The organism is Streptococcus halichoeri, assembly GCF_009870755.1.
Taxonomy (GTDB): Bacteria; Bacillota; Bacilli; order Lactobacillales; family Streptococcaceae; genus Streptococcus; species Streptococcus halichoeri.
The window spans coordinates 24,003-48,665 of the sequence record NZ_WLZU01000003.1 but is presented as its reverse complement, the minus strand read 5'-3'; the positions used below and the strand labels follow the sequence as shown (position 1 = coordinate 48,665).

The window sequence follows — 24,663 nt, the reverse complement described above, 5'->3', positions numbered from 1 at the left end:
AATTTATGTTACAATAAACAGTGGAGTTTAGTTTAAAACTAACTCCAACAGAGTAAGTGATTTGCGTTAAGTGTGCATGAATGGGATGTCGTCATGCAACGAAACTTTAGGTGCGATAAATCACTGCATCCGCTGTTACCGATTAACAGCTCCACTAATTAAAAAGGAGTAACTATGACACATTTTATGAAATTACCGACCATGACTGTGCAACGTCTCGTCACGCTTGCTATGCTAGTAGCTTTGGCCATTGTAGTGGGAAAATTTTCCATTCCCATTATTCCCCAACAGTTAGTGGTCTCATTTGTTTTTATTGTTAATATCGTTATTGGGATGATTGCTGGGCCACTTTGGGCTTTCTTAAGTTTTGCCCTCATTGATGTGGTTGACAATCTCACCAGCGGTTCAAGCAATTTTATCATCTGGTGGACATTGATGGAAGCCACACAAGGATTTTTCTATGGCTGGTTTTTCTATCATAAACCCTTATCTATCAATCGTAAAAAAGACTGGCTCTATGTTTCAGTGGCAACCATTTTAATCATGCTGATTGGGACCTTTATTTTTACGCCCTTATTAATCCAGATTTACTATCATGTGCCCTTTTGGGCTCAATTTGCAGCAGGTCGGTGGCTAAAAATCTTTGAAATCCCGATTCGTGTGCTTGTCACTATGCTCGTCGTGCCAGCTCTGCAAAATATTCCCGAAGTGAAAAAACTATCTGATCTCAACTAAAAAATAGAGTGACATCCCACTCTATTTTTCTTTTTTAAATTAAATGGCTCTCACGACCAGCAAACATTTCCTTAGCTAGCGCGACTAATTGGCTAATCAAGTCACTGTAACTAAGACCCATATGTTCCCATAGCAAGGGATACATGGACCACTGGGTAAAGCCAGGCATGGTATTTAACTCATTGAGATAGATCTGACCATCTGTGGTTAAGAAAAAATCACACCGAGCAAGGCCACAGCCGCCCAGGGCTTGAAAGGCCAGGCGGGCGTAGTGCCGCATTTGTTCAGCACTATCAGCTGGTAGCTGGGCTGGAATTGCCATGGTAATCTGATTGTCAATGTATTTGGCCTGATAATCATAAAAGGCTACGTCTTTAACAATCTCGCCTGGTAGGGTCGTTTGGATGTCACTATTTCCCAGTAAACCAACTTCTACTTCGCGGGCATCAAGGCCTTGTTCAATTAAAATACGGCTATCATATGTTAAGGCCACTTGTATTGCTGCCACTAGCTCATCTTTGTTCTCAGCTTTGGAAATGCCAACGGAAGAACCCATATTAGCTGGTTTGACAAATACAGGAAAATCCAATGTGGCCATCGTTTCTTGGATGCTTGCCTCTAGGGGCTGCCCTTCAATATAGACAGTATAGGCAACTTGTGGTACGCCAACTGATGCTAGCACGCGCTTAGTCGTGATTTTGTCCATAGCAACACTTGAGGTTAAGATATTTGTGCCCACATAGGGCATTTTGAGAATTTCAAGAAAACCCTGGATGGAACCATCTTCTCCCATTGGCCCATGTAAGATGGGAAAGACAACTGCATTTTTGTCATAAATATCACTTGGTTTAATAGCAAAAGCCTCGTCAATACTAGCATTTGTCATTAACTGCTCGGTCGAATCAGGCGTTTGAGAAAAGGTTTGTGTCTTGTAAAAATCACCTGCTTGCGAAATAAAATAGGTCTGCACAACATACTTATCATAATCAATAGCCCGCATAATGCTTTGCGCTGATAAGACCGAAACCTCCCGTTCAGCAGAACGTCCGCCATACAATAAAATGATTGTTTCTTTTCCCATTGTCTTCTTCCCATTTCTGTATCAAAGTCAACTCATTATAACAAAAATTGCAGGGCATTTCAAAGTCAATACCAACTAAGGCGCTGCCGCTCATAATCAGTGCTAACCTGGCCTTTTGTTAATTACCGATGAGCACTCTCTTTTAGTAGCTAGCATCACTGTAAAATATTTTTGCGCTTTTTGTCGTATACTATAATTCTGTTCGGTTTTCAATGGCTCGTAAGAGCGTGACCTCATCAGCATACTCAATATCAGAGCCAACGGCTAAGCCACGAGCTAAGCGGGTAACTTTAATACCAGCTGGCTTTAATACGCGGGAAATATACATAGAGGTGGCTTCACCATCTGCCGTTGCATTGGTGGCGACAATGACTTCTTCTACTTGGTTATCCATGAGGCGGGTAATCAAGGACTTAAGGTTAATATCATCAGGTCCAACACCGTTCATGGGTGAGATGAGGCCTTGCAAAACATGATAGAGGCCATGATATTCCTGAATCTTTTCCATAGCACTGACGTCCTTGGAGTCTTCAACCACTAAAATCAAGGATTTATCTCGGCTGGGATCTTGACAGATCGCACAGGGATCGTCATCGGTTAGATTTCCACAAACTGAGCAATAAGTCAGTTCGCGTTTTGCAGCCAAAAGATTTTTGGCAAAATCATTGACATCCTCATCACTCATACCAATCGTATAGAAGGCCAAACGAGTTGCCGTTTTAATACCAATGCCGGGTAATTTTGCATAGCTTTCGATTAATTTTGCAATTGGTGTTGGGTAAAGCACAAGCACCCTCCTTTATTTATTTGCATATTTGGTCATATAAAGATTAATAATGTCTTTAGCCATCAATTCATGTGCCTTAGCCAAGGCATCTGTCGTATGGGGGTACATAATAGCTACAGCTATTTGCGGATCCGCACTTGGCCCGTAAGCCACCACATTCAGGTTAAAGGTATCAATAGGGTTCCCTAAGTTATCCTTACTAGTAGTTTCAGCTGTCCCTGTTTTAGCACTGATAACTGTCGGTCCGCCTGCCAAATACTTACCTGTTGCATAAGGGCTAGAGCTATTGACCACTTGATAAAAACCTTCTTGAATGAGAGCCATATTTTCTGCGGGCAGGTTAACCTTATTGAGCAGGTGCGTGGCTTGCTCTTTGATTTTTTTACCCAACTTATCACTTCCATCATTCTGGTAGAAGGCTGCTACTAGGTGAGGCGCAAGCCGTTTTCCTCCATTAGCGACCGTAGCAGCATATTGGGCTAATTGCATGGGTGTGTAGTTATCATACTGGCCAAAGGCCTCTGTAATCACATTTGAAGCACTGTAATCTTTTGTTAGATATCCTTTTGACTCACCTGGTAAGTCAATGCCTGTTGCTGTTCCTAAGCCAAATTCAGCATAGGTGGCTCGCAGCTTATCCATGGTTTCTTTCGTCCCTTTCGTCATCAATGCCATGCCTGTATGGTATTCTTGGCCCATCATTTTTAAGGCAACCTGAACCATATAGGTATTGGATGAGTATTCAAGCGCTTGTACTGCGGTAATATTTTGCTGGCCAACTGTAAACCATGAATTAATAGGCTTGGAATTACCAAACTGAATGGGCTGGTCTGTTAACACCTGATTGCCATTAATAGCTTTTGTTTGCCAACCAGCAGCAAGGGTTGCTCCTTTGACCACAGAACCAGGTGTAAAGACATTGGTAATAGTTCCTAGAGCATTCTTTTGTAGGGCTCCTGTGCTTGGATTATGGTCTAAACCTACCATAGCCAAAATTGCCCCTGTTTTAGGATTGAGAGCCACAGCATAAGCCCCATCTGAATACCTAGCGATGCCTTTTGAGAGTTCTTCGTTAAAGCGTTGCGTAACGATAGCTTCCGCCTCGTTTTGGAAGTCAGTCGAAATGGTTAATTTAAGGTTTTGTCCGGCTTGTCCTTGGGCAATCACCTTATCTGAAACAACCTTATTCTCCTTGTTGGTTTTAATTTCTCTGATTTCATGCTGTCCTTGCAATTCTTTTTCATATGCTTTTTCCAGATAAGAGGTGCCAACACGATCATTTAAAGAATAGCCTCGCTTTAAATATTCCTGTGCCTCTTCCTGGGGTAAGCCTGCTTCTTGGCTTGATACCTTACCAATAATAGAAGCTAGGCTACTATCTGTGATGCGACGATTCCAATCACTTGAGACAGAAATTCCTGGTAATTTATCCTTATTAGCAACTAAGTAAGCAATTTCTTGTTCTGTTAGGGCCTTGGTCTTTAAAGATACAGTATTAAAGGTTGGCACATGATTCATCTGATTAAAGACAGCAATTATTTTTAATTCTTCGGTCGAATAGTTGAGGGCCTTTTTAGGAATCGCATGCAGTGCATGTTTATAAATCGTAGCTTCTGTGTGTTTATTGCCGAATTTGTCATATTTGTCAGAATGGGGCAAAGCCTTAACAACTTTTTGATAAGTCTCTGGATCAGCAAGGTAATAATCTTTTTGGGCTCTTAAAGAAACAGGCTGCTCAGAGTAACGCACATATTGCGACAAGTCCTTGGCCAAGGACTTAATCGTTTTTGCCGTGGCATCTTGACTGCGGGTAAAGGACACCACATCCAAAACCGCATTTGACACTAGCATTTTCCCCTGGCTATCATAGATTTTGCCGCGCGGTCTGGAACTTTTCACCCGATAAACCGTTGATGCCTGTAATTTTTTCATGTAAAAGGCATGATTAGTTATCTGCATGTAGGCTAAACGGACAAGCAAGATGGAAAATAGACTAACAATAATGAAAAACAGTAATAAAATGCGACGAAGGATATTAGGTTTCTTAACATCGTGCGCCTCGGTTACATGACTTGTTTTAATGGGTTTATCCTCCTTCACAGACTATCTTTCTATTTTATCACAAAACCCAAAAAGAAGACTGAGTTTTACTAACCCAGTCTCATAATTTTTAGTCTGCTTTTAGCGCCAGCGATTGTTTATAGGCTAAATAATAGAAAAGGCTAACAAAGACTGCCCCACCAACAACATTCCCGAGATAAACACAGACAAAATTTTCTAAAAAAGCAAACCAAGTAGCGCCATGCTCAAAGATGGCTGCCGGAATGACAAAAGCATTTGCTACGCTATGCTGAAAGCCAATAGCTACAAATGTCATTACTGGAAACCAGATTCCCAAAACCTTGCCAGCAGCATCTTGTGCACCATAATTCAACCACAAGGATAAGCCAACAAACCAATTACAACCTATGCCCGAGACAAATGCTTGTAAGGGGCCCGCTGCAATTTTGGTATGGGCAACCTCAATGACCTCTGCTTTGAAAATACCATGAGCTGTTAAGCCGACAAAATGACCAAAGACATAAGCCACAAAAATTGCGCCAAGCACATTACATATCGTAATCATTAACCAATTTTTAAGCAAATCCCAACCTTTGGCCTTTTTTGCAAAAAAGGCAGCAGAAACAGCCATCATATTGCCAGTGATAAGTTCGCCCCCTGCCATGAGAATAATGATCAAGCCAATTGGGAAACCACAAGCACCTAAAATACTTGAAAAGGGGCCAAAGGTCTCTAGCGCACTGGCTGCAATGCGAATATATAAGAGATACCCTAAACTAATCATGGTCCCACCAATAAAACCTAAAATTGCCTTTGCTAAGAAAGGCTTTTCAAGCTTATGATGACCAGCTACCACCGTGGCAGCCAAAATCTGCTCTGGACTTTTCACCTTATCGTTTGTCCCCTTTTTATGTGAATTTATTAACAAGTATAGCATTTCTAAACAAAAAAGCAAGCCCTTTCATGCAGAAAGGACTGGGGCTTACCGTAGTTTTATAATCTTCATTAAATAGTAGGCGAGGTAAAAATCACAAAGTCCATGAATCAGCGTCCCAAGCCCAACCAAGACAACTAGGGAGCCTAGATAAGGCAAATTGATTTGGCCGGTCAGGCTAAAGAGCAAGACTGCTAATAATTCACCCAGGCCATGAATAACATTAATGGCAAAGGCAAACAAAAAGAGAGCTAGTGGTTTTTGCTTTAGTTTAGCTTGATGGTACTTCCAGTACCAGGCTGCTATGATAGTAAAGACAATTTGCGACAGTGCTCGTAAGACAATGACAATGGGAAAACCAGCAAGGAAAAAACCAAGTGTTACCCCCAGACTAACGTAGATACCCACAAGAGGTGATACAAAGATGGCTAAGAACAAGGGAACATGACTGGCTAGGGTAAATGAAGCTGGGCCAATAATAACCTTAAAGGGCATAATGAGAGGAATGAGAATACCAAAGGCTGTTAGAATAGCAGATAAGGCAATCGTGCGTGATTTGTGTTGTGACATGTCTACTCCTTTCTCCATTCATTATAAGCATTCACTTTACAGGTGTCAAGACATATGTAAAGCGCAATTGTGCTAAAGGCATTTCTCAAGCTCTGATGGCAGCCCTTCTTCCACCAATGGTTAGGAAGTGACTGTTTAACACTGCTAAAATGAGGGCAGAGCCAAAGCACACAGGCATCAAGCACTGCTTTGTGGAAGCCTTAAAGAGAAAATCAATAAAACCGATGAAAGCGTCATTTCAAGGTAAGGAGCTCAAAGCTGATATGACCGATCCGGCTGCTCAAGTTAAAAAAAAATGAAGCTATCATCTCAATGAGATGATAGCTCCAATCTGTCATCAGTGGCTGACTGATGCATTCTCAGCTTATTCTCCACCTAAATAATATTCAGCAGTTAGGTTTAATTGATCATCAAATTCGAAAACAAGTGGTGGGAAGTTTGGAATCTCCACATCCATGATTTCATCATCTGATAGATGTTTAATGTGTTTTACAAGAGCGCGAATAGAGTTACCGTGCGCACCGATAAAGACATTTTTACCATCAACAAGTGCTGGGGCAATCTTGTCTTCCCAGAATGGAAGTGCACGTTCCAAGGTAACTTTTAGGTTTTCGGCATCTGGAATCACAGAGTTATCAAGGTGACTGTAACGACGATCGGTATGTGCTGAATATTCGTCATCTTTTGCCATATCTGGAGGTAAAACATCATAAGAACGACGCCAAATATGAACTTGTTCATCGCCAAATTGTTCTGCTGCCTCTGCTTTGTTTTTACCTGTTAAACCACCATAGTGACGTTCGTTTAGGCGCCATGATTTTTCAACGGGTACCCAGAGTTGATCCGCATTTTCAAGGGCGAGATTTGTTGTTTTAATCGCACGTTTCAATACTGAGGTGAAGGCAATATCAAACTCAATACCTGCTTCTTTGATTAATTTTCCAGCATCAATTGCTTGTTGGGTTCCTTTTTCTGATAGGTCAACGTCTGCCCAGCCAGTAAAAAGGTTAGCTTTATTCCATTCAGACTCACCATGACGAGCGAAAACTAATTTTACCATTCGTTAATGTCTCCTTTTGTTTAAGGTTTAAAACCTATTTCACCCTCTATTTTACTAAAAAAGTGGGGAAAAAGCTAGCCTATTCCCATAAAATTGAAAAGCTTATGAGACTATCATGAAACTATTCATTGTTCGGAAATTTCATATTTTTCCTTAACATCATCAGTTTTAGCTTGCCTGAACTGATTATCGGTGATAGAATAGAAAAAATTTGTCAACTTTTGGAGGATCTCATGGTTTCAACTGCGACACAGATTGCAACGTTTACTTTTGATAATTGTCTGATGAATGCAGCCGGCGTTTACTGTATGACAAAAGAAGAACTCTTGGCTATTGATGCATCCCTAGCGGGATCTTTTGTCACCAAGACAGGCACCCTGGAGGCTCGGTCTGGCAACCCTGAACCACGCTACAAGGCAACAAAACTGGGCTCTATTAATTCAATGGGCTTACCCAATCATGGTTTTGCCTATTATTTAGATTTTGTGACCGAATTGCAACAAAAGCCCAATAGTAAACAGCATTTTTTATCCCTGGTTGGTCTATCACCTGAGGACACCCATACTATTTTAAAAACGGTACAGCAATCAGATTATCAAGGGCTCGTAGAACTCAATCTTTCTTGCCCAAATGTTCCTGGTAAACCACAAATTGCCTATGATTTTGAAGCAACTGATCTCATTTTAAAAGAGATTTTCCAGTACTATACTAAGCCCTTGGGTATCAAGTTACCTCCTTATTTTGATATGGTTCATTTTGACCAAGCGGCAGCAATTTTTAACCAATACCCTCTAAGCTTTGTCAACTGTGTTAACTCAATTGGCAATGGGCTTGTCCTTGACGATGAGCAAGTGGTTATTAAACCCAAAAACGGTTTTGGTGGTATTGGAGGTGCTTATATTAAGCCAACTGCCCTGGCCAATGTGCACGCCTTTTATCAACGCTTAAAACCATCCATTGCGATTATTGGTACGGGTGGTGTGGCAAGTGGGCGCGATGCCTTTGAGCATATTTTATGCGGAGCAAGCATGGTCCAAATCGGCACTGCTCTCCAACAAGAAGGCCCTGAGATTTTCCAGCGCATTACCACAGAACTTAAGGCTATCATGTCAGAGAAAGGTTATGAAACATTAGCGGATTTCCGTGGAAAACTGCACTATTTATCCTGTGGTTAAAACCTAGACCGTGCAGTCTATCTGCACCAAATAAGCTAAAAGGAAGCTGGGCTTTTGCTCAACTTCCTTTTTTAAAATAGGGAACGATCATCTTTGTCATCTTCTTCCATGTAACCATGAAAATAATCTTTATGGCTGCGCTGACCCTTACGGCGCTTGCTTGGAGCAAATTGCTCGAAATATTTTTTAAAGGCTATAATCTTAATAAGGCTAAAGCCCAAAAAAACAGCTAGGATGATATAAATCATAGCAACCCCCTATTACATTCACTTAAGTTCATTATAACCAATTAAAAGGGGAATAACAAGTTTCCTTATTTGAAAGATAAAAGGCGCAAGCCATTTAAAATGACTAAAATGGTTGATCCTTCATGGCCCACTACTCCTAGAGGAAGATTGACCAGTTGGAAAATATTGGCCAAAATCAACAAAGTAATAACAGCTAAAGCAAAAACAATATTTTCTTTAACAATGGTACGCAACTGGCGGGACAGGCGTATCGAATAAGGGATTCGGGTTAAATCATCCATAATGACACTGTCTGAACTTTCCATAGCAATATCGGTGCCAGAGCCAATGGCATAAGAAACATCCGCTTGTGCTAAGGCTGGAGCATCATTAATCCCATCACCAACCATCGCCACAAAGCCGTATTTGGCTTTAAGCTCACTCAGATAAGCAGCCTTATCTTGGGGGAGACAATTGGCTACAACCTCATCTACTCCTAATTGTTGTGCCACATAGTCTGCGGTTTTTGTTTGATCACCCGTTAGCATGATTGTTTTGATGCCCATGGCATGCAATTCCTGAATTGCTTTTAGGCTTTCTGGTTTTAGGGTATCTAAGAGCGCATAATAGGCAGCCAACTGACCATCCACACTAACAAAGACTAAGGTTTTTCCTTGCCTTTCTAAGCGATCAATCGCTTTTACTAGGGACTCACTAATGGCGGGGTGCTGCCCTAGGGCAAAGGATTTCTTCCCAATACGCCATTCTTGTTCTTGGTAATGTACTTTAAAGCCTTGGCCAGGGATTTCTTCAATCGTTTGTAAGGGCAAGCTAGCTTGTCCTTGTGTATAGTCCAGCAAAGCGATTGAAATCGGATGGGTCGAAGCTGCTTCAGCCGATTTCACAAGAGCATCTACTGTGGTTTTATCAATACAATAGTAACTATCAACCACCGCTGGTTTACCTTGGGTCAAGGTTCCGGTTTTATCCATAACAACTGCTTCAATCTGCCCCATCTTATCCACAATTTCCCCGCCTTTGATAATTAAGCCCTTACGAGCTGCACAGCTAATAGCCGCAAGGCTGGCCGGAGCTGTTGAGGCAATTAAAGCACAAGGTGATGCAACAGTTAAAAGGATCATGCCTCGGTAAAAAGCATCTAGCCATGTCCAACCACTGATGAAATGACTAATAAGTATAAAAACAGGCACTAAAATCAGTACGGCTTTGACATAACTGTCTTCCAGGCTTTCAATAAAGGTGGCTGTTTGACTCTTTTTCGTCTGGGCTGATTCAACAAGGGTAATTATCTTAGCAAAAAGGGTATCTTGATTTGCCACCGTTACCTGCATCTCAATGGCTTGCCCTTGATTGATTGTTCCACCAATAAGCACAGCTCCCTGCGTCTTGTCACTGATAAGGGGTTCACCAGTAACCATTGATTCATCAAATTGACCAAAATCACTCAACAATTCCCCGTCAATAGGTACAGCTTCGCCTTTACGAACCTGTAGCCGATCACCAATGACTAAATCCTTTGTCTCAACTGTGGTAGCTATACCTTGATCATCAATTCTACAAGCAATATCAGGTCTTAAGCTCATTAAGGAAGAAATCGCATGGCGACTCTTTTCCATAGCCATCTCTTCTAAAGTGTTTGAGAGAGAAAAGATAAAGATTAGCAGGGCACCTTCTAACCAGTAACCTATCAGCCCAGCACCAATAGCTGCCAGAATCATTAAGATGTCTACCGAGAGATGGTGATAACGAAATAGCTCAGTTAGCCCTGTCTTGGCAGAAGCGTAGCCGCCTATTAAAAAAGCAACTATGAAAAAAGCAGATGCCACTTGGGGGTAGACTGATAGCAAGGCCCCGCCCAATAATAAAAAGCCAAGACATATCCCTGTTTCAAGCAGGTGTAGGTGTTCTTTAAGCCAACTCATAATTCCCTCCCATTTAGAATTGTTCTAAATAATTCTTTATATTAATTATAATAATTCTAAATAAAAAGTCAAGTAATTTAGAATGATTCTAAATTAATTGACCAGTTATGGAAGTTCTAAAAAGTAACCAGAAAAAGTTGAGCACTCATCTAGTTGATAAAATAAGATGCGGCAAAACCCCAAAAGGAACTGAGCAATAATTCTGCTGACTAAAAAAAGTCTGGTAAGCTCAACGCAAAAGAGCATTCTATAAGTAAACTTAGCATCATTGCCAAGCTGCTACTTTTTCGTCCTTAGGCTTTTAAAAAGGGTGACGGTACATCCTGAATTGCCAAGTGCTCAAAAAACAATCGCTATTTCTAACAAGACTCTTAAAAGACCAAGCTACTGCAAAGGGCAAGCCAGTCAAAAAAACAATTCCTCATCACACAGAAACAGGCCTCAGTCACTTTTTGACATCATTACTGCAAATCTACCACCATAGTACAAAGAACATGACGTAAGTGCCCAATAACGGACAATCGGTGTTGACATGATGAAAAACCTCCATTTTCTGTTTTCTATTAACAGTTTAATGAAGGTTGAATTATTTTTTATAGCTACTTTGTTATTGGGCGCTTACAAGATGACCTCACATCTCGCGACACTATGGAAAGTGACTCATTTTATGCCCCCTCTGTACCCCCCTAAAAAGGAAAAAGCCCACTGCTCAAGCTAGAAAGCGCGAGGCAATAGGCTTCTTTTAATATCATTATTTAACAGCGTCTTTAAGGGCTTTACCAGCTTTGAAAGCAGGTACTTTTGAAGCTGCGATTTCAATTTCTGCACCAGTTTGTGGGTTGCGACCTTTGCGAGCAGCACGTTCGCGTACTTCAAAGTTACCAAAACCGATTAATTGAACTTTTTCGCCTTCAGATAAGAATGCTTCGATTGCAGAGAAAACGGCATCAACAGCTGCTGCTGAATCCTTTTTTGTTAGTTCTGTTGCTTCTGCAACTTTTGCAATTAAATCTTGTTTGTTAGCCATTTAACAAATCCTCCAAATTTTAGTAAGCAATAAGCTTTAACAGTTATAATCATAACGAAAAAAAGCCTACAGGTCAAGTGATTAACGTCATTTAACGCTATTTCTTATAAATATCAAAACTGATTTGGTCATTTAAGAGATCAATCTTTTTCGCCTTCAAATAGATGTTTGCATTATTTTTTAACTTTTGAACATTGAGGACAATGGACGACTGTTTAGGCTTAATTGTTACAAAGGAAGGCAGGTCATAGCGGCCTTTGATATACTGTAAAACCTCCGCCTCTGGCAGTGGTAAAGTTCCAACTGAGAATGACGTGACCTGTAATTGCACCGCTCCATTTTCTAACTTGTTAGGTTGGAAATAAACATACAAGGGCACCTCATAGCCTAAAAGTTGGTACTTCCCTTCAAACAAAATAGAGGATTGAGCCAGGTAGACTTTATAACTCATTTTAGACGACTGATGGGCCTTTAAATAAGCAGAAATGGTTTTATTTAATTGCTGGCGGTTGGTCGTAAAGGTACCTACTTTAACATTGGTAGCTTTTTGAGAAATGCTTTGCTGAGAATCCTTGGTTTCCCTGGGTTGAATCAAGCGACTCCCAAGAATAATTAAAAAAGCCAAATTCAAAGCAAGAATGAGCAAAAAAGCCCATTTCCAGCCATTAATTGAAGGTTTTGTTTTCATGTTTTTTAAGACTCTCCATAACTGCAGTGGACATTATTCGGTACCCAATATTATTAGGGTGAAAGTGGTCTTGTGAGAAAAGGGCATCGTTAATAACGGGTTTAGTGCTGTCTGAAGCTTCATCAATGCCTTCTTGACCATTAACGCCTCGATAAAGCCGGTCATTGATTGGCACAAAGTAAACGGATTGGTATTCCTTAGTGACCTCTTTGGTCCCCTGATTCCATTGGTCAACCACAGTCTGCATGTCCTTTATTTCGGGAAAATTTAAATAAAAGGGGTTATAAATGCCCAGGATATAAATGGGCAAATCAGCATTGTCTTTACGGGCCAGGTCAATAATCTGCCGTAAACGTTCCTGATAGGCCAGACGTGGTTGATCAAAGCTAGAGACCTGCAACTCGGTCAACTGTTTACGAATAACTGCTAAAACATCATTGCCCCCTACCGTAATGGTAAGCAACTTGGCCTTTTTTAAGTCTCTTTGCAGGGGTTCTTGGGTCTGCATTCTGGTCAAAATCTGTTGACTGGTATTTCCAGAAACCCCATAATTGGCATGCTTGACTTGTACATGATAATAATCAGCAATATCATCTGCTAAAAGCGGGACAAAGCCGCCTTGCCCAGTTGAGTCTCCGACTCCTTCTGTTAAAGAGTCTCCAAGAGCAAGGTAAAATAAAGTCTTAGGTTTTTGCTTTAAAAAATCCGTTTTTTTGAGCTGGGAGTCAGACTGGGGGATGAACTGCTGAAATAGTACCAGACTAACTCCAAACACTACTAGGAAAAACAACAAACCGCCCCAAAATGATTTCTTATTCATAGCGGATCATAATAGCAAAAGCGCCTGCGCCTGTATGCGTTTGGATAATCGAGCCTGTTTCTAACACACTGATTGGTCTTTGGAAAACAGGTTGTACTTTAGCATAGATTTGCTTTGCTAAAGAATCATCCCCCGCATAAGAAATACCAATCTCTGACACCTTACGCGCACCATTTTCTGCTAAATAATTGTCCAGCCATTTAAAGAATGTTTTATTGCCACGACCTTTTGCAATCGATTTTAGTTCTTCATTCTTGAGTTCCATTAAGACCCGCATATTTAAGAGATTACTCAATAAACCTGTCACTCGGCCAATCCGGCCTCCCTTGACAAGATTTTCTAGGGTAGAGACACCAATGTAGAGGACTGTTTTTTCTTTAACTTCTTGAATCTTGGCTAGAATGGTATCTAAATCAGCAGCTGCTTGAGCTAATTTAGCGGCAGTGACGACTTGAAATTTTAAAGCCTGGTCGGTAAAACCAGAGTCCAAAACAGTTACTGGGGCGCTAGCAATTTCTGCTCCTTGGCGTGAAGCCTCTATGGTTCCAGAAAGGGCAGGAGAGAGGTGAATGGCAATAATGGCTTGTGCGCCTTCTGCTACTAGGCGTTCATAGGTTTCAGCAAACAAGCCGACTGGTGGTTGACTGGTTTTTGGTAAGTCCTTACTTGTGTTCATCAATTGTAAAAACTGGCCTGGCTGTTTCAAGTCCTTATCACTATATAACTTGCCATCAACCATCACAGATAAGGGAACCACCGTAATGTCATATTTATCAATAAGTTCAGGTTCGATGGTTATTGAGGAATCGGTAACAATTTTAATCTTTCCCATAATAACTTTTTTTCCGTTCTAGTACATGTTTTTCTCTTTATTTTAGCATTGATTGGCAAATAAATCAAAAGCAGTCGCTTGTTTTAGCGGAATCATCAAAAAAAGAAGGAGAAAAATCGACTTATGTCTCAGTCACTCCTTCTTTCTAAGTAGGATAAATCAAATGGATTTCTACCAGCTATTTGTCCAATAATTGGCTAGCTTGAATGCGGGCAGCCTGGGTCACTGTGCTGCCTGCTAGCATTTTGGCAATTTCTTCAATGCGTTCTTCCTTGCTTAACAAACGCGACCTAGAGACAGTGGTATCATCACTGCTTTCTTTGGAAATAAAATACTGATAATCAGCAATAGCAATGACCTGGGGAAGATGCGAAATAGCTAAGACTTGGCCATGTTGGCCAATGCTATAGATTTTTTGGGCGATGGCCTGGGCAACTCGGCCAGATACTCCTGTATCAACTTCGTCAAAGACAATGCTTGTCCGATCTTCTTTTTGGGCGATGGCTGACTTAATGGCTAACATTAAGCGAGATAATTCACCACCAGAAGCCACCTTGACCAGGGGTTTGAAGCCTTCACCAGGGTTGGTGAGGATATAAAATTCAATGGTTTCGTTGCCATCTTTACTGAACTTTGCCTTGTCAAATTGCACCTTGAAGTCTGCCTTTTCCATGTATAATTCTTGTAGGTGTGCTTTAATGGTGCTTTCTAGTCGCTCAGCACATCTGCGGCGCTCCTGGCTAAGGACATCGGCTGCTTCTCGCAACTGTTTTTCCAGCTGCTTGAGCTCTAAGGCCAGATGACCGCTATCATCAGAGCCGCCAGTTAGTAAGTGATATTCCTTTAAACTATTGTCATAATAGTCAAGCACATCATTGATCTTGCCGCCGTATTTACGGGTTAAGCTGTTTAAGACATCTAAGCGCTGCTCGATAGCTTGTAAGCGGCCGCCATCAAAATCAAGGCCCTCTATAATATCATTTAACTGCTTGCTAACATCTTCTAGGATATAATAGGCTTCTGATAAATTGCTTGAAAGCTGTTGGTAATCCGGATCAAGAGTTTCAATGCTAGCCATATCATTCATCGCAAAGCGGATATTGTTTAGGCTGGAGAAATCTTCATTATCCAGGAGCACCGCTGTATTGGTCAGCGTATCTGCGATTTTTTTATGATTGAGCAGTTTAGTATGCTCTGACATGAGCCGGTCATCTTCGCCTCGCTGCAAGGCCGCACCTTCGATTTCAGCCAATTGAAAGGCTAACATCTCAATCCGTGCTTTATGGTCTTGCGCATTTTTTTGATGCTCAAGCACCTGACGCCGCACGTGTTTATAGGTATCAAAAATGGTCTGATAGTTAGTTTTTGCAGTCTTTAGAGAACTATCGCCAAAGGCATCTAAGATAGCTTGGTGGCGGTTACGGCGCATTAATTCCTCTTGGTCGTGCTGCCCATGGATGTCAACTAATAATTGACCAACGCGTTTTAAGTTAGCTAGAGTCACCATCTGGCCATTAATCCGGCTTACACTACGACCGTTGGCAAAAAGCTCCCGCCGGATGATGAGTTCTTCTTGGGCTGTAATGCCTAATTCGCTAAGGATGTCATGGAGAGGCGAGGTTTGTGCAATGGTAAAGAAACCTTCAATTTCAGCCTTATCAGCCCCGTGCCTGATAACTTCTGTATTAGCTCTGGCACCTAGCATCATGTTCATCGCATCAATAATAATGGATTTTCCAGCCCCAGTCTCCCCTGTTAATACCGTCATCCCATTTTCAAAATTTAAGGAGATAGCTTCAATGATGGCAAAATTTTTAATTGAAATCTCTAGTAACATAGGCACTCCCTCAATTATTGTGCGCTTTCTTTCCACTTGGTAACTGTCTGTCGGATGAGCTCACAGTCAGCCGCTGTTTTAGCAATCACTAAAATACTATCATCATCTGCCAATATGGCAAATAGCCGATCAGAAAAATCTGCTGTCACATACTTCTTGATAACCATAGCATTGCCTGGTATAACTTGCAAAAACAAGTGAGTGTCCAGACCTGGCATAGGCTCTGATATGGTTAAAATAGTTCGCCGAATGGATGCTGGCCGTTGAACAAGCTTTTTGCCGCTATCTTGTGATAGGCCATAGATATAGCGTCCATTTTCAGATGGTATTTTGACAATCCCAATTTCGTTCATATCACGTGAAATGGTTGCTTGAGTGAGTTCTAAGCCATACTCTTTTAGCCGAGCTAACAGGTCATGCTGGGTTTCGATTGTCTGCTCAAGCACCATCTTTTTAATCAGATTTAAGCGTTCACTCTTTTTCATTATCTTTAAATTCCTTATGTGCCTTTTGCGTTAGGGGATGAATCAAAGGCAAGACCTCATTGTGTGCGCCAGCAGCTTTTTGCAGAAACATCAAAAATTCAATATTTCCATGTCCCCCTTGAATAGGAGAAAAATCAAGCCCCTTAACTGTAAATCCGTAGTCACAAGCAAAAGTTGTCACTTTTTCTAAAACTTTTTCATGAACAGTAGGATCCTTAACAATTCCGTTTTTGCCAATTTGCTCGCGCCCCGCCTCAAATTGTGGCTTAATTAAGGCAACAACCTGACCATCATCGGCTAAAATCTGATGCAAAGCTGGCAGAATCAGCTGCAAAGAGATAAAGGAAACATCAATTGAAGCAAAGGTCGGCAAGCCTTCTGTAAAATCTGCTGGTGTGGCGTAGCGAAAATTGTACTGCTCCATTGAGCGCACACGCGCATCTTGCCGCAATTGCCAGACCAATTGGTTTGTTCCAACATCTACCGCATAAATGAATTGCGCACCCGATTGCAACATCACATCCGTAAAGCCGCCGGTAGAAGCCCCAATGTCAAGTGTAACCTGGTCCTCCACTGAAATATCAAAAACCCGCAAGGCCTTTTCTAATTTCAAACCACCACGGCTAACATATTTTAATTTTTCCCCTTTTAGTTTAAGTTCTGTATCGCTGGTAATTTTTTCTCCTGGTTTATCATAGCGTTGGCCATTTAGGACATTAATGACCAGGCCTGCCATAACACCACGTTTTGCCTGTTCTCTGGTATCAAAAAGTCCTTGTTTATAAGCAAGTACATCAACACGTTCTTTAGCCATGCAATCGTAATCCTTCTACCAAATGGGTCATTTTTGTCATCTCAAACTGGGTCTCCTCTGCCACTGTGTGAAAAATAGCGAGCGCCTGATCTAAATCTTGGTTTAAAATACGATAAGATGCTTCCATACCTAGCAAACTAGGATAGGTGGCTTTTGCAGCCTGAACATCCTTCTTGGGCGTTTTCCCAAGCTCTGAAAAACTAGCAGTCAGATCCAAAAGATCATCACGAACTTGAAAAGCCTGGCCAATCAAGTAGCCAGCTTGGGTCATTTGGCTTTGAATTTCCAGAGGTTGTCGGGCCAAAATACTGGCTGCTGTAAAGGGATAGCTCAGCAATTGCCCTGTTTTGTTGCGATGAATCTGGGCTAGTTCGGCCAAGCTTAAATGCCGCTCTTCTCCTTGCATATCTAACATTTGGCCACCAACCATGCCAAAAGTACCTGAGGCTTTTGATAATAAAGCCACTAACTGCACCGTTAATTCTGCTTGAAAACCAGCCTGGGCAATCAGGGCAAAGGCATCTAAAAAGAGACTATCGCCAGCCAAAATCGCCGTAGCTTCATCAAATTGCTTATGGTTGGTTAAGCGCCCCCGCCGGTAATCATCATTATCCATAGCAGGTAAATCATCATGGATGAGAGAGCCAGTATGAATCATCTCCAAGGCCGCAGCCAAGTCATAATGAGCTTGGGTGAGTTCCAAACCAAATCCTTCTAGTAATTCTAAGAATAGCCGCGGGCGAAGGCGTTTGCCGCCACTATCAACTGAATACAAGATGGATTCAATAAGCTGGGGCGAAACTGGGCTAGCACTGTTGTGATAATAACGGTGAATTGCTTCATTAATCAGTTCAATGTTAATCATTAAGCATCCATTTCTACTTCTGTTCCATCGGTCTGCATGACCTTAACTAAAGTATCCTCAGCTTCCTTGAGTGTCTTTTGCAATTGTTTGGAAATAGTCATTCCCTTTTGAAATTCAGTAATCGCCTCTTCTAAGGCAACATCACCTGATTCTAAGCGTGTAACGATTGCTTCAAGTTCTTGTAATTGTGCTTCAAATGTTGTCTTGTTTGACATGTGTAACCTCCACTTCTAACTGGCCATCTTGCATTTGAACTTGCAAAGAATCGCCTGCTTTAATCCCTTGAACTGATGATAGTGATTGGTGATTTTTTTGGACAATCGCATAGCCACGCGCGACAATGCGAGAGCTATCTAGTGATAAAAGCGCATCTTGTGCCTTGTCAAAACGAGTTGCTTTGCTATCATAAATGCCTTGCGCCGCGCGCATTAATCGGCGTTGATCTTGTAAGATCTGATCTTGATAGCGTTGCACTTGCTTTTGCAAATCAAGGCTTTGCAGACGCTGCCACACAAGACCTTGCGCCTGCTTAGCCTGTTGCAGCTCTTCGCGCATACCATACGTTAATTTCTGATTGAGGCGATCTAGTTTTTGTAAAAAACCGTCATAGAGACGCTCAGGTTGGCGAAAAATAACAGATTGGCGCGCTTTTTGCAATTTTTCTTCTTTTTGTTTAAGTAAACGCAAGCTCGCCTGATAAGCCCGATTCTCTCGCTCAGCTATCCAGGATAAGAGATCACGTTTGGTGACCGGTGTGGCTAGTTCAGCAGCAGCAGTTGGCGTGGCTGCTCGGCTATCTGCGACGAAGTCAGCCAAAGTCGTATCTGTCTCATGGCCAACACTGGAAATAATCGGCAATCGTGATTCAAAGATAGCCTGAACCACCATTTCTTCATTAAAGGCCCAGAGGTCTTCGATCGACCCACCACCACGACCTACAATGAGTAAATCCAGGTCATCGCGCTGGTTTGCCCGAGCAATATTTGCGACCACTTCTTGTGCTGCGCCTTGACCTTGGACCTTGGTGGGAAACAAAAGAATTTCCACGCCGGGAAAGCGTCTAGAAACAGTGGTAATAATATCACGAATGACCGCTCCACTTGGGCTAGTGACCACTCCGATTTTTTGAACAAATTGTGGCAAAGACTGCTTGTGCCTTGCATCAAAATACCCTGCTTCTGCGAGTTTTTTCTTTAGTTGTTCAAATTGCAGTGCTAGGGCACCAATGCCATCAGGCTCAGCCTTTTCAACTATGATGGAGTAAGAGCCGCTGGGTTCATAGAGCTGGACACGTCCGATGACATTAATCTTGAGCCCTTCTTCTAGCTCAAATCCTAATTTCTTAAATTGTCCTGCCCACATGGTCGCCTGAATAACTGCTTTTTCATCCTTAATGGAGAAATACTGATGGTTAGGACGCCGGCGAAAGTTGGACACCTGTCCTGTCAAATAAACGCGTTCCAGATAAGGATCACGATCAAACTTCATTTTTAGGTATTTCGTCAGCTCAGACACTGAGAGATAATTAGCCATCGTGTTTTCTTTCTATGAGAGTTAAAAGTTATATCTAACATACATAATAGTGCATCTAACATATGTAGTATACCATTTTTCCCCTACAAATGAGAAGATAAAGGACAAAAGAAGCCCTACGGCTTCACAGATTGAAAGGGAAGGCTTCCTTTGTCATTAAGGCAAAAGCTGGCGCTCATACATCATTTAGTTTTTAGCTGCTTTACGCAAGGCCGCTTGATAGGTTTGCTCCAACAACATGGTAATGGTCATTGGGCCAACGCCACCTGGGACAGGTGTTAACATGCTAGCTACCTGAGAAACCGAAGCAAAGTCTACATCACCAATTAACTTGCCATTGTCATCACGGTTCATCCCAACATCTACAACAATCGCGCCAGCCTTGACAAAATCCTTTGTCACAAAGTGCCCAGCACCAATCGCTACAATTAGCAGATCTGCTTGCTTGGTAAAGGCCTTTAAATGTTTCGTTCGTGAATGGGTTAAGGTAACTGTGGCATTTTTTGCTAGCAACAGTTGGGCCATGGGCTTACCAACAATATTGGATCTGCCGATAATTACCGCATGCTTGCCTTCTAATGAAATAGAGTAGGCACTGAGCAACTCCATAATTCCTGCAGGTGTACAAGGCACCATCTGGGGCCGACCTGACCAGAGATGACCTGTATTCATCGGATGAAAGCCATCAACATCCTTACTTGGGTTAATAGATAGGATAATTTTTTTGTCATTAATGTGGTCTGGTAAGGGGAGCTGAACTAAAATGCCATGGATACTCGGATCGTCATTGTAGGTCATAATGACATTAATCAATTCTTCTTGGCTGATTGATTCAGACAGATGAACGGTCTGACTCTTAAAACCTGCAGCGTGAGCAGCACGCTCTTTATTTCTGACGTAGATTTGGCTAGCTGCATCATCACCTACTAAAATAACAACCAAGCCCGGAACAATCTGATGTTGACGCTTAAGTTCAGTTACTTTCTTAGCTAATTCAGCCTGCATTTTTTGGGCTAATGCTTTTCCATCTAAAAATTCTACCATCATTTTGTACCTCTTTATTTAGTCTGTTACCTATTATAGCAAAAAAAGAGTGGCTTTCACCACCGAATCATTATTAAGGTTAACATTTGACCAAAATAGGAGCGACCAACCTAAAACCATCACTTAAGGAGCTGTCAACTTAAGGCTTAAAAACGTCTGGAAGCACAAAAAACTTGCCCAAGCAAGTCTTTTAACTTAATATAATAAATCGTAGATTTCCATTGCAATCAAGTCAATACTATCAAATGAGTATGATTCCCGTGCTTCCACGTCACGTAAGGTAAAAACTGGTCCATTTTCTGGGTCATTTGAAAAAGAAACTTCAGCAACGACAACACCATCACGTTCAAAATTGCGCTTGAGGTTCCCATCGTCTGTTACCATCAATTCTAGACGGTTGATTATTCTCACAAGATGTGATTCCATTTCCATTCTCCTATTCGTTTCGTTTAGTGTTCACTATATTCTAACATAAAAACCTATAAACAGACACTAAAAGTGAATTATTTCCTGGCTTGGCCTGATTTTGTAGTAGCTATCAGCTTATGACTTGCCCCCTAGAAGCTAGACCAAGCTATTAGCACTCAAAAGTTAAGAGTGCTAAATTAGGAAACTTTTTACTTGCTTTCTGCTTAAAGGGTGCTATAATGAACATATAGAGTTTGACCTTTATTGACTAAAAGTTGAACTCGTATCACTCACTGGAGGTAAAGCCTATGCTTTGTCAAAATTGTAACTTAAACGAAGCCTCTATTCACCTATATACTAATGTGAACGGCAAACAACGCCAAATTGACCTTTGTCAAAATTGTTATCAAATTATGAAGACAGATCCCCAAAATAGCTTATTGGGCAATCAAAAACAAGGTACCCTTTCTGACTCTATTAAACCACTTTTTGAAGACTTTATGGATGATTTAAATAATTTCCAACCGTTTAGTAAACTTCCAAATAGTCCACGCTCAGAACAAGATAATCTCTCAAATGATCCAAACAGCCGAAATAACCGCATGTCTGGACAAGCGACCCGCCGTCAAGATCCGCAAGCTCCTCAAGGACTCTTAGATGAATTTGGTATTGATGTGACCGATATTGCCAGTCGTGGCGGCATTGACCCTGTCATTGGGCGCGATGATGAGATTCGCCGCGTGATTGAAATTCTGAACCGGCGAACAAAAAATAATCCCGTCCTGATTGGTGAGCCAGGTGTTGGTAAAACAGCTGTTGTAGAAGGCCTAGCTCAAAAAATTATTGATGGCGATGTTCCGCATAAACTGCAAGGAAAACATGTCATTCGTTTAGATGTGGTCAGCTTGGTCCAAGGTACTGGTATCCGCGGTCAATTTGAAGAGCGCATGCAAAAGCTCATGGAAGAAATTCGTAACCGCAAAGACGTCATCTTATTTATTGATGAAATCCATGAAATTGTCGGCGCTGGCAATGCAGGCGATGGTAACATGGATGCTGGTAATATCTTAAAACCAGCTCTGGCACGTGGTGAACTCCAATTAGTGGGCGCTACCACTCTCAACGAATATCGGATTATTGAAAAAGACGCTGCCCTAGAGCGGCGGATGCAACCTGTTAAAGTCAATGAACCTTCTGTTGATGAAACCATTACTATCTTAAAGGGTATTCAAAAGAAATACGAAGAATACCACCATGTTCAATATAGCGATGATGCTATTTTAGCTGCGGCTCATCTCTCGAATCGCTATATCCAAGACCGATTCTTACCAGACAAGGCCATTGACCTGCTGGATGAAGCAGGCTCAAAAATGAATCTAACACTTAATTTCGTTGATCCAAAAGAAATTGATCAAAAGCTAGTAGACGCTGAAAATCAAAAAGCGCTAGCTACCCGTCAAGAAGACTTTGAACGCGCAGCTTATTTCCGTGACCAAATCCTCAAACTAAAAGAAATGCAAAAACAAGAGGTCACAGACCAAGATATTCCTTTGATTACTGAAAAAACCATTGAGGCAATCGTAGAGGAAAAAACGAATATCCCAGTTGGCGACTTAAAAGCAAAAGAACAGTCACAATTGATTCACTTGGCTGATGATCTTAAGAGCCATGTCATTGGCCAAGATGCAGCCGTGGAAAAAATCGCCAAGGCCATTCGGCGTAACCGGGTCGGCTTAGGCAGCCTCAATCGACCAATCGGCTCCTTCTTGTTTGTAGGACCAACCGGTGTAGGAAAGACCGAGCTTTCTAAGCAATTAGCTATTGAATTATTTGGCTCTGACGAAAATATGATTCGTTTTGATATGTCTGAATACATGGAAAAACATGCCGTATCCAAATTGGTCGGAGCACCTCCAGGCTATGTTGGTTATGATGAGGCTGGTCAACTAACTGAAAAAGTTCGTCGTAATCCCTACTCGCTCATTCTTCTTGACGAAGTCGAAAAGGCCCATCCAGATGTGATGCATATGTTTCTTCAAGTACTTGATGATGGTCGCCTCACTGATGGTCAAGGGCGCACAGTTAGCTTTAAAGATACCATTATTATCATGACCTCAAATGCTGGAACAGGCAATGCTGAAGCGTCAGTTGGTTTTGGTGCTGCGCGCGAAGGTCGGACCAATTCGGTACTGGGACAACTAGGTAACTTCTTTAGCCCTGAATTTATGAACCGTTTTGATGCCATTGTTGAATTCGCTGCACTCTCTAAACCAGACCTTCTTAAAATTGTTGATCTAATGCTAGTCAATGTCAATGATCGGCTTGGACGCAACGGTCTCCACCTTGATGTCACTACCAAAGTTAAAGAAAAATTGGTAGAGCTTGGTTATGATCCAAAAATGGGGGCACGGCCCTTACGTCGCACCATCCAAGAGCATATTGAAGATGCTATTACCGATTATTACCTTGAACACCCAACTGAGAAAAACTTACGTGCCATGATGACAAGTAATGGACACATTGCAATCAAAGCCAATCAAAGCGAAGAAGCTGCTCAGCCCAGCCATTAAAGCCCAAAACCTTCATTTTCTAATTTTGAAAATGAAGGTTTTTTCATCCAGCGCTAAATTTTTAGCAAAATCAAAGATTATTTCCCTATTTTTTAGTATAATAAGGGCAAAGGAGAAAGCTTATGGCAATTCCAGTTTTCGGAGAAAAAAAAGATAATGTAGACTATCAGAAACGCTTAGGAGTCTATGCCATTATTCCAAATCAAAATAAAGATCAGATCATTCTCGTTCAAGCCCCCAATGGCGCATGGTTTTTACCAGGCGGTGAAATTGAAGGCCCAGAGACCCATACGCAGGCACTTGAGCGAGAATTGAAAGAAGAACTCGGCTTTTCGGCCACGCTTGGTTATTACTATGGCCAAGCTGATGAATACTTCTATTCCCGTCACCGAGATACCTATTTCCACAATCCTGCCTATCTTTATGAAGTCACCGACTATATCGACTTAGCTGAACCTCTAGAGGATTTTAACCAGCTAGCTTGGTTTCCTATTCCAGAAGCTATCAAACTTCTCAAACGCGGAAGTCATCAATGGGGCGTAAAAGCATGGCAAGCCCGCCATCATTAAAACGATTGTTTATAGGATTTGCCCTGTGAAGCTAGCAGAGCAAAAGGAGGAAATTATGAGACTAATTAACACAACTAGTAGTCATCCTGAGCTCGTCATGAGTCAATTACAAAACACTGATGCACGGCTGGTCGAAGTCTATTCGGCTGGAAATACAGATGTGGTTTTCACGCAGGCGCCAAAGCATTATGAGATTTTAATTTCTAATAAATACCGGGCTATCAAGGACGAAGAATTAGCAGTCATTCGCGAATTTTTCCTAAAACGAAAGATAAATCCCCATATCGTGCAGAATGAACACATCAAAACCATTCATACCAATAATTTAATTGAAATGTCTTTTCCTATTAAGGCCAAGGCCCAAGGCTAAAAAAACTCGGACTTCTTTCAAAAATGCAAACATCCCTTCTTATTTTTAGTAAAAAATACGGTGGCTAAATAAGTGACTACTCTTAGAAATGTTGACATGTCAACCTTCTAGGAGTTTTTTTGTTTTTAGCGATACCGTAAAAAAAGATTGAAAAAAATCGTCACAACGGACATTTTCTTCAATCTAAACAAGAAAGCTCTGGTTTCTTTTTTTGTTTGTCTCCTTATC

Annotated in this window: 25 protein-coding genes and 1 riboswitch; of the genes, 5 read left to right on the top strand and 20 right to left on the bottom strand. The window is 41.5% G+C overall.

Features of this window, described 5'->3' with window-relative positions; all coding sequences use genetic code 11:
* The first annotated feature begins 46 nt into the window (after positions 1-46).
* A riboswitch (THF riboswitch) is annotated at positions 47-137 on the top strand.
* A 37-nt stretch (positions 138-174) separates the two neighbouring features.
* Positions 175-735: a folate family ECF transporter S component gene (locus GWD08_RS01550; RefSeq protein WP_159563977.1), complete on the top strand. Its 561-nt coding sequence runs from the start codon at positions 175-177 to the stop codon at positions 733-735.
* 34 nt (positions 736-769) lie between these two features.
* Here the strand turns inward: GWD08_RS01550 and GWD08_RS01545 are convergent, their stop codons facing one another.
* From GWD08_RS01545 to GWD08_RS01520, 6 genes are all read right to left on the bottom strand, one after another.
* Positions 770-1,816: a D-alanine--D-alanine ligase gene (locus tag GWD08_RS01545; protein WP_159563976.1), complete on the bottom strand. Its 1,047-nt coding sequence runs from the start codon at positions 1,814-1,816 to the stop codon at positions 770-772.
* Between the two features lie 190 nt (positions 1,817-2,006).
* Entirely contained in the window at positions 2,007-2,603 is a 597-nt protein-coding gene (gene recR, locus GWD08_RS01540) for a recombination mediator RecR (RefSeq protein WP_159543675.1), read from the bottom strand.
* A gap of 12 nt (positions 2,604-2,615) precedes the next feature.
* Positions 2,616-4,703: a penicillin-binding protein PBP2B gene (gene pbp2b, locus GWD08_RS01535; protein WP_408022831.1), complete on the bottom strand. Its 2,088-nt coding sequence runs from the start codon at positions 4,701-4,703 to the stop codon at positions 2,616-2,618.
* A 70-nt stretch (positions 4,704-4,773) separates the two neighbouring features.
* Positions 4,774-5,553: a formate/nitrite transporter family protein gene (locus GWD08_RS01530; RefSeq protein ID WP_159563975.1), complete on the bottom strand. Its 780-nt coding sequence runs from the start codon at positions 5,551-5,553 to the stop codon at positions 4,774-4,776.
* Between the two features lie 93 nt (positions 5,554-5,646).
* Positions 5,647-6,168 (bottom strand): hypothetical protein, encoded by a 522-nt coding sequence (locus tag GWD08_RS01525; RefSeq protein ID WP_159563974.1) that lies wholly within the window; start codon positions 6,166-6,168, stop codon positions 5,647-5,649.
* 364 nt (positions 6,169-6,532) lie between these two features.
* Positions 6,533-7,228, bottom strand: a complete 696-nt coding sequence (locus tag GWD08_RS01520) for a phosphoglycerate mutase (RefSeq protein WP_159559746.1) — start codon at positions 7,226-7,228, stop codon at positions 6,533-6,535.
* A 233-nt stretch (positions 7,229-7,461) separates the two neighbouring features.
* Between GWD08_RS01520 and GWD08_RS01515 the strand changes: the two genes are divergently transcribed.
* Positions 7,462-8,403, top strand: a complete 942-nt coding sequence (locus tag GWD08_RS01515; RefSeq protein ID WP_159563973.1) for a dihydroorotate oxidase — start codon at positions 7,462-7,464, stop codon at positions 8,401-8,403.
* A gap of 71 nt (positions 8,404-8,474) precedes the next feature.
* Here GWD08_RS01515 and GWD08_RS01510 read toward each other — a convergent pair whose 3' ends face one another.
* From GWD08_RS01510 to GWD08_RS01445, 14 genes are all read right to left on the bottom strand, one after another.
* Entirely contained in the window at positions 8,475-8,651 is a 177-nt protein-coding gene (locus GWD08_RS01510; RefSeq protein WP_159543665.1) for a hypothetical protein, read from the bottom strand.
* A gap of 65 nt (positions 8,652-8,716) precedes the next feature.
* On the bottom strand, positions 8,717-10,573 hold the full coding sequence (locus tag GWD08_RS01505; protein ID WP_159563972.1) for a heavy metal translocating P-type ATPase: 1,857 nt from the start codon (positions 10,571-10,573) through the stop codon (positions 8,717-8,719).
* A 751-nt stretch (positions 10,574-11,324) separates the two neighbouring features.
* Positions 11,325-11,600 carry an HU family DNA-binding protein gene (locus tag GWD08_RS01500; RefSeq protein ID WP_003104951.1) on the bottom strand — a complete coding sequence of 92 codons (276 nt, stop codon included), beginning with the start codon at positions 11,598-11,600 and terminating at the stop codon, positions 11,325-11,327.
* Positions 11,601-11,697: 97 nt separating this feature from the next.
* On the bottom strand, positions 11,698-12,288 hold the full coding sequence (locus tag GWD08_RS01495) for a YpmS family protein (protein ID WP_159559752.1): 591 nt from the start codon (positions 12,286-12,288) through the stop codon (positions 11,698-11,700).
* The gene (locus tag GWD08_RS01490) at positions 12,266-13,108 is read right to left on the bottom strand and encodes an SGNH/GDSL hydrolase family protein (RefSeq protein WP_159563971.1); all 843 of its coding nucleotides are present in this window, start codon (positions 13,106-13,108) and stop codon (positions 12,266-12,268) included. The genes GWD08_RS01495 and GWD08_RS01490 overlap by 23 nt, the downstream gene beginning before the upstream one ends.
* Positions 13,101-13,940: a DegV family protein gene (locus tag GWD08_RS01485; protein ID WP_159563970.1), complete on the bottom strand. Its 840-nt coding sequence runs from the start codon at positions 13,938-13,940 to the stop codon at positions 13,101-13,103. Before GWD08_RS01485 ends, GWD08_RS01490 begins: the two co-directional genes overlap by 8 nt.
* A gap of 178 nt (positions 13,941-14,118) precedes the next feature.
* Positions 14,119-15,777 carry a DNA repair protein RecN gene (gene recN / locus GWD08_RS01480; protein WP_159563969.1) on the bottom strand — a complete coding sequence of 553 codons (1,659 nt, stop codon included), beginning with the start codon at positions 15,775-15,777 and terminating at the stop codon, positions 14,119-14,121.
* Positions 15,778-15,791: 14 nt separating this feature from the next.
* Positions 15,792-16,262, bottom strand: coding sequence for an arginine repressor (locus GWD08_RS01475; RefSeq protein ID WP_159543653.1), 471 nt, complete (start codon positions 16,260-16,262; stop codon positions 15,792-15,794).
* Positions 16,249-17,076 carry a TlyA family RNA methyltransferase gene (locus GWD08_RS01470; protein WP_159563968.1) on the bottom strand — a complete coding sequence of 276 codons (828 nt, stop codon included), beginning with the start codon at positions 17,074-17,076 and terminating at the stop codon, positions 16,249-16,251. Before GWD08_RS01470 ends, GWD08_RS01475 begins: the two co-directional genes overlap by 14 nt.
* Positions 17,069-17,941 (bottom strand): polyprenyl synthetase family protein, encoded by an 873-nt coding sequence (locus tag GWD08_RS01465; RefSeq protein ID WP_159563967.1) that lies wholly within the window; start codon positions 17,939-17,941, stop codon positions 17,069-17,071. Before GWD08_RS01465 ends, GWD08_RS01470 begins: the two co-directional genes overlap by 8 nt.
* Positions 17,941-18,156, bottom strand: a complete 216-nt coding sequence (locus tag GWD08_RS01460; RefSeq protein ID WP_159543646.1) for an exodeoxyribonuclease VII small subunit — start codon at positions 18,154-18,156, stop codon at positions 17,941-17,943. The genes GWD08_RS01465 and GWD08_RS01460 overlap by 1 nt, the downstream gene beginning before the upstream one ends.
* Positions 18,134-19,474: an exodeoxyribonuclease VII large subunit gene (xseA, locus tag GWD08_RS01455; protein ID WP_159563966.1), complete on the bottom strand. Its 1,341-nt coding sequence runs from the start codon at positions 19,472-19,474 to the stop codon at positions 18,134-18,136. Before xseA ends, GWD08_RS01460 begins: the two co-directional genes overlap by 23 nt.
* Positions 19,475-19,660: 186 nt before the next feature.
* Positions 19,661-20,518, bottom strand: a complete 858-nt coding sequence (locus tag GWD08_RS01450; protein WP_159564002.1) for a bifunctional methylenetetrahydrofolate dehydrogenase/methenyltetrahydrofolate cyclohydrolase — start codon at positions 20,516-20,518, stop codon at positions 19,661-19,663.
* Between the two features lie 195 nt (positions 20,519-20,713).
* Positions 20,714-20,944 carry a YkuJ family protein gene (locus tag GWD08_RS01445; protein WP_159543642.1) on the bottom strand — a complete coding sequence of 77 codons (231 nt, stop codon included), beginning with the start codon at positions 20,942-20,944 and terminating at the stop codon, positions 20,714-20,716.
* A 290-nt stretch (positions 20,945-21,234) separates the two neighbouring features.
* Between GWD08_RS01445 and GWD08_RS01440 the strand changes: the two genes are divergently transcribed.
* The 3 genes from GWD08_RS01440 (at position 21,235) to GWD08_RS01430 (ending at position 24,435) form a co-directional block, all read left to right on the top strand.
* Entirely contained in the window at positions 21,235-23,496 is a 2,262-nt protein-coding gene (locus GWD08_RS01440; protein WP_159563965.1) for an ATP-dependent Clp protease ATP-binding subunit, read from the top strand.
* A gap of 122 nt (positions 23,497-23,618) precedes the next feature.
* Entirely contained in the window at positions 23,619-24,065 is a 447-nt protein-coding gene (locus tag GWD08_RS01435) for an NUDIX hydrolase (RefSeq protein ID WP_159543638.1), read from the top strand.
* Between the two features lie 55 nt (positions 24,066-24,120).
* Positions 24,121-24,435, top strand: coding sequence for a DUF1827 family protein (locus GWD08_RS01430; protein ID WP_159543636.1), 315 nt, complete (start codon positions 24,121-24,123; stop codon positions 24,433-24,435).
* Positions 24,436-24,663: the final 228 nt, after the last annotated feature.